At 54.6% G+C, this 11,294-nt stretch carries 7 protein-coding genes and 1 pseudogene; 3 read left to right on the top strand and 5 right to left on the bottom strand.

Annotated features, from left to right (window positions below; all coding sequences use genetic code 11):
- Positions 1–25: 25 nt before the first annotated feature.
- Both M7439_RS08975 and M7439_RS08970 read right to left on the bottom strand, forming a co-directional pair.
- Positions 26–1,171: a tyrosine-type recombinase/integrase gene (locus M7439_RS08975; protein WP_308464467.1), complete on the bottom strand. Its 1,146-nt coding sequence runs from the start codon at positions 1,169–1,171 to the stop codon at positions 26–28.
- 297 nt (positions 1,172–1,468) lie between these two features.
- The gene (locus tag M7439_RS08970; RefSeq protein WP_298349731.1) at positions 1,469–2,347 is read right to left on the bottom strand and encodes a hypothetical protein; all 879 of its coding nucleotides are present in this window, start codon (positions 2,345–2,347) and stop codon (positions 1,469–1,471) included.
- 1,247 nt (positions 2,348–3,594) lie between these two features.
- Here M7439_RS08970 and M7439_RS08965 point away from each other — a divergent pair.
- The 3 genes from M7439_RS08965 to M7439_RS08955 all read left to right on the top strand — a co-directional run bounded on the left by M7439_RS08965 (position 3,595) and on the right by M7439_RS08955 (position 7,531).
- On the top strand, positions 3,595–5,427 hold the full coding sequence (locus M7439_RS08965) for an ABC transporter substrate-binding protein (protein ID WP_298341873.1): 1,833 nt from the start codon (positions 3,595–3,597) through the stop codon (positions 5,425–5,427).
- Between the two features lie 829 nt (positions 5,428–6,256).
- Positions 6,257–6,712: a pyridoxamine 5'-phosphate oxidase family protein gene (locus tag M7439_RS08960; RefSeq protein ID WP_298341876.1), complete on the top strand. Its 456-nt coding sequence runs from the start codon at positions 6,257–6,259 to the stop codon at positions 6,710–6,712.
- Between the two features lie 429 nt (positions 6,713–7,141).
- Entirely contained in the window at positions 7,142–7,531 is a 390-nt protein-coding gene (locus M7439_RS08955; RefSeq protein WP_298341883.1) for a nuclear transport factor 2 family protein, read from the top strand.
- A gap of 1,221 nt (positions 7,532–8,752) precedes the next feature.
- On the opposite strand, the gene M7439_RS08950 is transcribed toward M7439_RS08955, so the two are convergent.
- From M7439_RS08950 to M7439_RS08940, 3 genes and pseudogenes are all read right to left on the bottom strand, one after another.
- Positions 8,753–9,346 carry a helix-turn-helix domain-containing protein gene (locus M7439_RS08950; protein WP_298341886.1) on the bottom strand — a complete coding sequence of 198 codons (594 nt, stop codon included), beginning with the start codon at positions 9,344–9,346 and terminating at the stop codon, positions 8,753–8,755.
- A 17-nt stretch (positions 9,347–9,363) separates the two neighbouring features.
- Positions 9,364–10,827 (bottom strand): cytosine permease, encoded by a 1,464-nt coding sequence (locus M7439_RS08945; RefSeq protein ID WP_298341889.1) that lies wholly within the window; start codon positions 10,825–10,827, stop codon positions 9,364–9,366.
- Positions 10,828–11,095: 268 nt separating this feature from the next.
- A pseudogene (locus tag M7439_RS08940) lies at positions 11,096–11,294 on the bottom strand (hypothetical protein); the annotation flags it as partial.

The following is an 11,294-nucleotide window of genomic DNA, read 5'->3' as shown; positions in this document are numbered from 1 at the left end:
TATGTAGCTTACTCGCATGGCGCCATTACGAAATGTGATCTAGGCCCGGATCCAACACCCCAGCCAGTCGATCCACTGCACCCCTTAGAGCCTCGTGTCCAAGGTGTGCATAGACCTCGTCGGTGATCCGGGTTGAGCTATGACCAAGCTCACGAGATACCTCAGGTAGTGGGGTTCCAGCTGCCAGCATCAAGGAGGCGGCCGCATGGCGCAACTCATGGACATGGCGCCTACCAAGACCTGCTCGTGCTGCAAAGGCCTGAAAGGCATGTGAGGTGTTATCCGGGTCCAGGGGACGGCCAAAGTGTGAGGTGAACAGATACTCGCTCGCTGGGGTAAAGCCCAACTCTGTCAGCTTCTCGTGTTCTTGGCGTTGGTTTACTCGATGCTCTTGGAGTGCGCTAACGAGAAAGGCAGGAAGGGGGACAGTACGGGTAGAGCGGGCGGTCTTGGTCGGTCCCTCGATCACCTTGGCACCCGATTTCACTCGCGCACGCGAGATGGTGAGCGTCTTTGCTGTCAAGTTAAGGTCGCTCCATCGAAGAGCGAGTGCTTCACCACGGCGTAGACCCAAAGAGAGAAGTAGGAGCCAGAGGACACCGAGTCGGTCATCCTTGGCGGCACTGAGGAGTCGTCTCGCCTCCTCAACACTGAGAGCCTCTGGTTCTCGTCGCTCTAACTTGATCGGCCTCGCATGATCACAGGGGTTTGCCGGGATCAATCGCCAGCCAACGGCTGCCTTGCACGCCTGGGAGAGTGCGACTCGGATGAGACGACGTGAACGAGGTGACAGACCGGACTCTGCGAGTTGATCCACGAAGCGATCGACCATCGCCGGGGTGAGCCGTTCGATCCGGAGAGGGCCCAACCTCTTGGTGATATGTCTGGTGGCCCACTCGTACTGTACCAAGGTGGAGCCAGCGATATCGCCCCCATGGGTTGTAAGCCATCGGGTGAGCAACATGTCAATAGTCGTTGCTGCATTCTCAGTGACACCGGCATCTCGGATCCCACGAAACCTCGCCAGTGCGGCTTCTGCCTCTGCCTTGGTGCGACATCGTTTGGATCGGGTGATGACTTTACCGTCGGGTCCCCTCCACTTCAAAAGGGCACGCCACTGGTCGCTATAGCGATAGATGCTGCCTTGACCAAGCGTCCGTCGACCTCGCATTCTTTCACCCTAGCCGGTTGCCTATCCGGTTGCCTATGGGGTCATGGACGTGGCCTGGGGTGACTTACCCCAAAATGCAAACTCCCAGTTCAGATGTACTTTGTTAGACTCAATGAGACCCTATAAACCCTACTTTGCGGAACTTGCAGTCAAGAGGTTCGTGGGTTCGAGTCCCATCACCTCCACCAAGGAATACCGGCTCAGTAGCTACTTCTCTCCTCAGCGTCCTCACTGACTTGACCACACGACTGTCTCTCATCTCAGTGCTCACTCGGTAAGACGGTGCTAACCCGATTTTTAGCCGGACACTATCCAAGCACGCTTAAGAACGCCAAAGTCACGAAGCGATGCTGAACTCAACACGAGAAACGACGAACCCGCTCTTTGAACGCTCACTGGTTGCGCTCCAATCGGACCAACTCCCCCGTGTTTCGGCAAAATACTACCCAAGTTCGCGGTCTTGTATGGCCTGCTTTGACCCGGGGTAAACAGTGCCAGCTTCGCGTCACCTTGCTCGGTGACCCACCCCACAAGTAGGGAGCCGTGAGGGCCAAAGGCTGCGGAAGGCACGTCACGACTATCCGAGAGCCTTATCTTTGTCCTCACGGTGTGGTCTGTCTCCACCACGACGTTGTTGATACCTCTGTGTGGGAGTGTGACAACCCCCGCAACCTCAGGTTGCCCCTGAAGGTCGCCGACAGCCAGCGCATAGCGCAAAGGGGTTGCAGGAGTCCATGTCGCGCTCTTGGTGCCGGAGAAGGTGAAGAATGCGACAGGAGCAGCTGTGGGCGGTAGGTAGTCCAAGGTCTCCACGGCACCAACCGCACTGTTGTGACCGAGCACCCCGACTAAGGTCGGCCCACAGTCACAGAGACAGACCGGTTGGACTTGCTGACCTGCTCCGGTGACGTGATAGAAGTAATCGCTTTCGTTTCCTCCTGCTGGCGTGACCTCCAACCAAGCGGCTGCTGTGCTCGCCGCGCTGACAATCAGACTCGAACCATTCCCTGCGCTGTAGGAGCCTTGAATCTTGGCCCAAGAGCGCCCTCCGTTGGTCGTTCTGGCAACCGCTCCTAGCGCTGACGCTCCGCTCCAAAGCGCAGCCCAGCCGTCCTCGGCGTTGATGAATGATGCTGACGTGACAAAAATCCCTCCCGAGTGCTTGTAGGGGGACATGAGCGTACGTCCTTGCGCAACGGTCAACAGTGGTCTGAGTTGGCCGCTGCTCGATACGCCGGCCAACAAAGCAGAGTCCGGTGGGAAGAAATGCCTTAGAGTATTGGAAAACGGAACCTGAGGATTAAAGGTCAGCAAGCCATTACCATTCCCAAAAGGAGCACCGCCAAGGAAAACCGGAGAACCAACTGGGATCGCAATCTGAACAACATGGATCCCCGAGACGGTCTGGCGCGAACTGGAGGAAGCCGTGGCAGAGCAAGCAGAGACAAGCAACGCTAATGCCACCGGCAAAGCAACAATAGCTTTGGCTCGTCTGGGTGAGTGTGGCCGCATGGGCATGGAGTCTATCTTGCCACCACCAAAATAGCTAGGCTGAGGGAATAGCTCGTTGTCGCGGTAAGGATCGTTCTCACTTCCCTCCGTATCGATTTGCGCGTGGGAGTTCCTCTGGAAGCTCCTTCTCCCATAGGTGCCAATGTCACCTGAACCATGGATTTTCAGTTCGATACAAGCGCAGATAGGAAGGTCTTGAAGTCGTGAAACATCGCCGACAAGCAGGCAAGGGAGTACGCAGCAACCCTCGTTGATCATTCCAGCGATACAGAAGGGGTCATTGCAGCCCTCCATCAGATTATGGCCAAGTGTGCCATACTCTTTCCTGCATCAGAATAGACAATGGACAAACAATTGGATGATTTCATGCTACTTAAGCAGGGGAACTGGAGCCATCCCATACCCGTTGGCTGGAAAGATGCGGGCAGAACGGAAAGTCCAAGACGTTCAACTCGAGACTACGAGATGAGCTCTTGAACGGTAAACTCTTGAGGTCGATTACTCCGAAACGGATTGGTCGGGCCAAGACTTACCCGGACCCTCAACGTTCTAGCGTTGCGCCGTCGCGGCATGGCGAACCAACCAGCAAGGAGAAAACTATGTCATCAACCCAGCACCCGATTGGGGCTCCCTCGTCGCCTCGGAGGCGATCTTGCCTACAACAATGATGGTAACGCATGACCCTGCCTGCAATGCCAACTCGCTGCGCAACAGAGGCAAGTCAACGCTACAGGAAGGACTTCGGTGGCCCAACAGAAGCAAGGTTGGGGTGGTCGCGCGCTTCAGGAAACGTGTTGTATAAGAAATTACGAAGTAACAGAATCTTGACATTTATTGTGCAGTATCCGAGTCAGAGCTGTGCTACTGTATCGACTAAACAGCTCGAGAGAAGTCGTTAACGAGGGGGGATCATGAAACGAACAGGTACGAGAACAACTGTGATCTTGGGCGCCGCTTTGGCTGGATCGATGCTCCTGGCAGCCTGCGGATCAACGTCATCGGCTACGCCACAGTCGAGCACGACCAAGAAAGGCGGTACTGCCTACTACGCAGAGGCCGCCGGAGCCAACCCGAACTACATTCTCCCACTCACATCAGGTGCGGAATTTTCGATCGCCAACCTCGCGCAGTTTCAGATTCTTATGTACCGGCCGCTGTACTTCTTTGGGCAAGGGGACAAGGCCGAGATCAACTACAACCTTTCGATTGGGAACGCACCGGTCTACTCCAACAACGACAAAACGGTCACGATTACCTTGAAGAAGTACCAATGGTCCGATGGTCAACCTGTAACCTCAAGCGATGTCATCTTTTGGATGAACCTCCTCAAGGCCAATAAGGTCGATTGGGGGGCCTACGTCCCTGGGGACTTTCCTGACAACGTCGTCTCCTACTCTGCGCCAAACGCATCAACGGTGGTCTTTCACTTGAACCAGTCCTACAGCCCGACCTGGTTTACCTATAATGAGCTAAGCCAGATCACCCCCCTTCCACTTGCTTGGGACACCACATCGCTCAGCACTCCATTGCCGAACCCATCTGCCAAGAGCATTGCGGATATGACGACCGCTAGAGCCCAGGCGGTCTACAAGTTCCTCAACGCACAGGCCCAGGATCTCTCCACCTACGCATCAAGTCCGATCTGGTCTGTGGTGGATGGCCCATGGAAGCTCGCAAGTTTCTCCTCTGCAGGGCATGCGGTCTTTGTCCCCAATACCAAGTACTCCGGGCCGGTCAAGCCGAGCCTGTCCCAGTTTGTGGAGTTGCCCTTTACCTCGGACTCGGCTGAGTTCAACGTGTTGCGCGCGGGCAATAATGCTGTTACCTATGGATACCTACCAAACTCCGATGCCAGTCAGAAGTCCTACGTGGAGTCGATCGGCTACAAAGTTGAACCGTGGACCGAGTTTGGCTTCTCCTATTGGAATATGAACTTTAATAACCCCACCTACGGAGCAGTATTCAAACAACTCTACATCCGCCAGGCGCTGCAACACCTTGTCGACCAACCTGCTTGGATCACAAGCTTTCTGCATGGCGACGCAGTCCCGAATTATTCGCCAGTCCCTGTCACGCCGTCAAACCCCTTTGCTGATGCCGCATCGAGGACAGACCACTATCCCTACTCGACATCAGCGGCTAAGAACCTGCTGACCTCGCATGGCTGGAAGATGGTTAATGGAGTGATGACCTGCGAGAGCCCCGGGAGCTCAGCGACTGAGTGCGGTGCTGGGATCTCCAAGGGCCTCGCGCTCAACCTCAACCTCGAGTACTACTCTGGGAGCAACTCCCTGACGGAAGAGATGACCGCCTATGCTTCAGCGGCGAAGCAGGCAGGCATCAACGTTATCCTGTCTTCTGCAAACGGGAACACCGTTTTTGCTGACGAGGCTCCTTGCACTCCTTCGCAACCATCGTGTAAATGGGAGATGATTTTGGCGGGAACCTGGGAGTACAGCCCTGACAACTACCCGACGGGCGGTGAATTGTTTGCGAGTGGTGCTGGCTCCAACTACGGGAACTACCAGAGTTCCGAGGCGAACGCGTTGATCGCAGCAACGCACACCTCCTCTGATCCGCAAGCCGCGCTCGATGCGTACCAGAACTTTATGGCAAAGGAACTTCCAGACATCTATCGACCCTTACCTGACGCCGCTATCTCGCTCATTTCAAACAAGCTTGGTGGAGTCACTCAGAACCCCTATCTAGATATCACTCCCGAGGACTGGTACTTCAAGGGGTAAGTCACATGAAAGGTACGAGCCCTGCCAAGACACCTCCGCACGGTTTGCTGAAATGGCATCAACGACTTTGGCGCTGAGGGTTTGCGTCGTCTACCACGTTGGCCTGCGCCAACTGGCCCCACGGGGAATCTGGCGTCACCACTAGCCTTGCCAGAGTCGTGTGCCACAGGCTCATGGGGTTGCTTGAGTTGCCTCATGTCGGACTCGTGTAACCGCAAAGCACGCCGCGTTTGATGCCTCGACACCGGAGATAATTGGATTGCAAAGGGATCGGCCTTCCAATGCGAAGAGCTTTGTGTCAGCTATCGTCATGCCCCATTGACCGAAAGTTTTGATGCCAACCCAAGGCCTCTAAGGGGCGAGCAGGAATCGGTATCGTCGGGGCACGAGGAGCCTTGCAAGGCTACGCGTTAGGATGTGGCGCAGAGTTTCACCCACAGCAACATCAACAACGCGATCAGCGTGTCCATTCACATGCTGAACATTTCGAATCCTTCGGTGAGGTGTCAAGAGTCTACCCCGGATCTAGTCTCGTATTTGAATTACCTAAACCGTCGCAGGCGTACAACTTGCCCGCCAAGTCTCCCCGTTGATAGCGAAGATCCCTGAAACCCTGACCAAGGTCAACGAGTTCCATCTTCTGCTCGCGAACGAAGGACTCTTCACTCTCAATACACTCTGGCATCCTCTACTCATCTAGCAAATAGACTCAGCATATCGATGCTAATCTCGAAAGCAATGGTGAACCTTTCGGAGAGAGCAACAAGATCGATGCGTACCCTTTATGCTAGAGTCCACGCAGTTCTACAAGAGGAGAGAATGCACATTGATGGACGACTCAACAAGTCAATGGAAGAAATTAGCGGCAGAACTGGACGAGCACCGTAACTTCTGGCTCGCCACGGTGAACTTAGACAATACGCCCCACGTTGCACCTATCTGGGGTGTAGTGCTAGAAGATCGGTTCCTATTCTACACGTCCCGAGTATCGCGAAAAGCACGGAACATCATCCGTCAACCCCATGTCGGTCTCCATCTTGAGAGTGCCGAGAACGTTCTCATCGTCTACGGAAATGCCGCTGATGACGGTTTACCACAGAATCATCCCGCCGTGCTGACTGCCCTTGAGCAAAAGTATGATCAGCCAGGCGATCACGACTACCTGCCCTCCTCGGATACCTCCTATGACGTGCTCTTCTCACTCAATCCCACCTCTGCACTAGGCTGGCGGTTGGATGACTTCGAGGGATCACAGATCCGTTGGGCGCAAAAAGGCAACCGCTAAGTTGACGCCTACCAAGGATGATCGCCATGCGCTCCCAAGAAGGGAAGGGTGAAGAGCAGTTTTGTGGCCGATGGCAAAACAATGTCTATCGCCGAACATGGCCGGTCTGTGATCGTGCAATACGAGTACACTCAAGTGGCGGTTGGTTCTCTGCTCGAAGAATGAAGTCCACACTGTCCTAATGAGCTATTGTGCAAGAACATACAACGCGAATTCGCCCCTCGTCGCGCACCCTCACAACTGTCCCTGGCGGCGGTCGTGGTCTGTTGCAAGAGGAGGAAAGACTCCATGAAAGACGTCGTACCTGACCACAAAACATTCAACCTCCATACACGAAGAGTCATGACAGCAAGGAGGTAGTCTGGCTGGAATAGTCAGCATCGACATGAGCCCCTTGTCCAACATCAGAGTTCCAAAGGAGTAACAAGCGTGGATATCAGTTCCGAAATTGCAGCCTCAGCAGATCACGTGATCGAGGCATTCAGTCGGTTTGACCGAAGAGCCTATTTCGATAGCTTTGACCCAGAAGCGACCGTTGCCTTTTACTACAGCCCAAACGTGATGGGGATCGAGGAGTATCAGCGGCTTTGGGATGACTGGGTCAACGAAGGGTTTGAGGTCTTGAGTTGTGAATCGTCAAACCGCATAATTCAGGTGATCAGCAACGACATCGGGCTCTTCGTACACGATGTGCACACGGAAGTTACCCAGGCCGGCGGACACAAAGTGCTCACGGAACGAGAAACCATTGTCCTTCGCAAGAACCAGAGTGGCGCCTGGCTTGTCATTCATGAACACCTGTCACATCCCGAGCTTTGAACGTACTGCCTAATAATTCTCACAACTGATCAACTAGCACCGACCATCGCCGCAACGTGTCTGGGCGCTTCAATCCCCACCACTTACTAGAAGCAGTTCGCATAGCGCTCGACTATTTGCAAGGTCCTCTAGCCCAACTTCAGCGTCCACAAGCGCCTCACGACGTGATCAGTGCTCCAACTTCGATGGGACCATTTTGTACTAGTGAGATGATGCGTAGAATGTCGGTTTCTGAAGTCAAACGACCAAAAGTTTGACTCCAGAATTCGTTGATTACTCATCGCAAGATAGTGCGCAAGGATCGACAAAACGGAGCTTGATGAACTCAGCCTCACGACAAGTTGGGGACCTATCAATCCAAGGAGGTCAATGTCCAAAGATATCGTGTCGATGGCGCCGATGGCATCAAAGACTGCATCAAAACCACCAGGGTAATGCTAACGCAGTGTTGTCCGAACTTCGTCAGAGGTGATCGTTATCGTTTCAGCCGCGCCCTTGTCTAATGCAAGTTCGAGTCGGGACGAATCGAGGCCGATTGCCACCATCGTGACCGCATGTCCAAGACATGCTCCCTGCTAACAGGAGAGGTCGACTCCCCCACAGCCAACAACCGATACGTGTGCTCCGCTCTTAGGGTTCGCCGGCTTGAGAACCGCTCCTATGCCGGTGCACAGTGCGCATCCCGCGAGAGCCACGCTGTGGAGCGCTACGGTCGAGGGAATGCGCATCACACCTGCACTCGGTACAACGACCGCTTCCGCACACGATCAGACTCCAAGGTAGAGGAAGGCGCCGTTCCCAGATTCATGGAAACGAGTGGTTCCCTCAACCAGACGCTGCACGGTCGAGGAGTTCTGAAGCGCGCTAACGGGAGCAGGGATGTCCCATACGTCAGCTTCGACAGCTCCTACAGGGAGGGTTCGAGCTCAATACCACATGGTCGCCAACATTGAGTTGGGGGCCCTCCCCTGCACGTGAGACGTACTCTGAGCCCTCATGTCCCAGTACCGCTAGGAAGTGAGGGTCCCTTTCGCCAGGCTAGGCATGGAGATCAGAGCGACAAACACCAGCCGCAGCTCCTTTTACCTCTACTTCCTTGAGACCTGGATCATCGAGCTGGATCTGTGTATCGCACAAGCTGGTGGGCTCGTAAATCATTGCTGTATGAATGGAGCGCGAGGACATGGACTGGCGCCTCCCCTCCCGCCCAATGGGCTTAGGTCACTGGTCTCTGGGTACGGCAATTGCCCCTGTGATCCATGGGTTCGGTAATGCAGGAGCGAGGATCCAGAGAAGTCGAACATCTTCGGTCTCAGAGACGTTGCGCCATGTGTGCGGTGTTGTTCCATTGAAGGTAAGCGCGTCCCCAGAACCGAGTGAAAGCACTTCGCCGTCGAGAAGGAACTCTATGCTCCCCGAAGCGATGTAGCAGACTTCGCACTCGGTCGGCATCGAATAGAGTGCGTCGCCCCCGTTCCCCCTTGGTCCCGCGACCGTCTCAATCACCGTCACATGTTTCTCAGTTGAGGAGGTGAGAAGCGTGTCAAAGATCAATTCTCCCGGCAGAACAGCGCGTTGACGCTCAGATGCGCGGGTTATTTGGTACACAGGTGGAGCAAAAAGGTCTTCCATAGAGAGACCGACAACTTCACAGATCGTAATCAATGAGTCCACCGAAGGGCTTACGATCCCGCGCTCTACGCGAGAGAGGAAGCCCTTTGATAGATCTGTTTTTCCTGCAACATCAGAGAGGGAGAGACCAGAAGCTTCACGAGCCTTCAAGAGCCGTGGGCCTAGCGGGTACTTTTTTGACATTGCGATTCCCTGTTGGCTTAGCCGAAGTCAGCTTTAAGGGTCGCCTCACTCTTTGCAATAGCTTGCTCCTCGCTCTTGGGATCAAAGCCCCGAGTAATAAGGAGATAGGCGATGGATGTGACGACGAGACCCACCAGCCATGAGATGTCAGTATCGTGAAGTAGCTTCGCTACCGGTCCGATGTAACTCAGAGAGCCGAGCTGCGGCAACACCATGAACGGAATCTCGGCGGCAAAACCGATCGCATAGGCGGTAATGCCCCGCCAGTTCCAGCGATGATAGATGCCATCAAGTGAGAACAGATCGGTGATTGCATAGTGTCCACGACGTACGTAGAAGAAGTCAATCAAGTTTGTCGCGGTCCAAGGCACCAACAAATACAACATGAGCGTCAGTGCTGTGAAGACGGTATTCACAGCGCTCGTGGTGATCACATCACCGATCAGGTACCAGACAATAGCAAGGCCAATGATGGAGATCACTCGGGCGGCGCGGGTTGGGTTCACTTTCTTAAAACAGTCGATTCCGGTCAACAGCGTCAGTGAGGCTCCATAGGCATTCATTCCCATGGTTGCGAGCAGTGCGAGTGCCGAAGCAAGCGCTGCCACGGAGCCGAGACCTCCAACGACGTTGTTACCTGCCGTCTTGAGACCCAAGAGACCGTCACTTGCATTGAGATGAATGGCAAGCCATGCGCCAAGAGCGATTAGCCATACAGCCGATGATGACGCTCCAAAGAACACCGAGAAGATGACGGAACGACTCTTGGTCCTGCTGGGCAGGTAGCGGGAGTAATCAGAGACGTAGGGTGCGTAGGTGATGTTGTAGGCAGCGGCCGCAGAGAACTCTGCCATGAAAGCGGTAAAGGTGAAACCATAGTGAGCCTTGGGTACAAAGCCACCAGCATGGCCGGTGATAATCGCAATGGTGATAATGGTTATCAAGGGGAAGGAGATGACGAGCAGGATTCGAAAGACCCGGTGAACCCAATCATGACCAAAGATTGCGAGCAGTGCAGCGGCAATCACCGTCACCAGTGCGATAGCAGTCGGATTCCAGCCATACGCACCAGAGATCCCTTGCGCAAGAAGGACCTGATCGGTGACGTTAAAGGCCATGTAGGTAAAGAGCGCGACGAACAAGACGATCACAACACCGCGGTAGCCAAATTGCGCTCGCGACTGGATCATCTGTGGTAAGCCGAGCTTTGGACCTTGGGATCCATGGAATGCCATGAAGAATGTACCGACGACGATGCCGAGAAGACCAGCGAGTGCAGTCCACCACAGCGAGAGGCCCATTGCGGGGCCAATAAATCCGATGGGAATTGTGAAGTACTGGAAGTTACCGAGAAACCATAAGGGCGCCTGGTGCCACAGCTTGCCATGCCGCTCTCGTTCTGGAATCCAGTCAATCGAGTGCACCTCAATACCTCGAACCGGCTGCACCAGCTCCTGCTGCTGACGTGGTTCTGTGTCCACTGCTGCCCCCCTCCTGCTAGTCGTTGCCCAATAGTATACGAACGTTTTTGCTACTTGATACGACAAATGGAAAATTTGCTGAAGGATTTTAATCAATTGTGCTCCGGTCACTTCCGCCGAGGTAGTCAACGCGCTCGTAACGGCAAGAGTTGGGCAGCTGGCAGAGCGTATAATCTCGACGAAATCACTCGTCCCAGTTTCTTCGATTGTTCGCCGAAGGCAGGTCCACGTTGCTAGTCCAGTCGATCAGGCGTCTTTCGCCTGAACATCAAAACACCTCTCGTGCGAGTGGCAATGCTGCAATGACAAAGCCCTGCGTCTGGCGACCATAGAGGATCCGAGTCTCACACGCTGACTGTGCGGCAGCCAGCTCAATCTGGGATACGGCTGCTGATAACGCCTCTTCCGTGGGTGCTGAGATTGCGATGAAGCCAGAGAACTGCACATCTGCGTGCCCGCTGATGAGG

The sequence above is a fragment of the Ferrimicrobium sp. genome (assembly GCF_027319265.1).
In the GTDB taxonomy this organism is placed as follows: Bacteria; Actinomycetota; Acidimicrobiia; order Acidimicrobiales; family Acidimicrobiaceae; genus Ferrimicrobium.
This window is presented reverse-complemented; position numbering and strand designations above follow the sequence as displayed.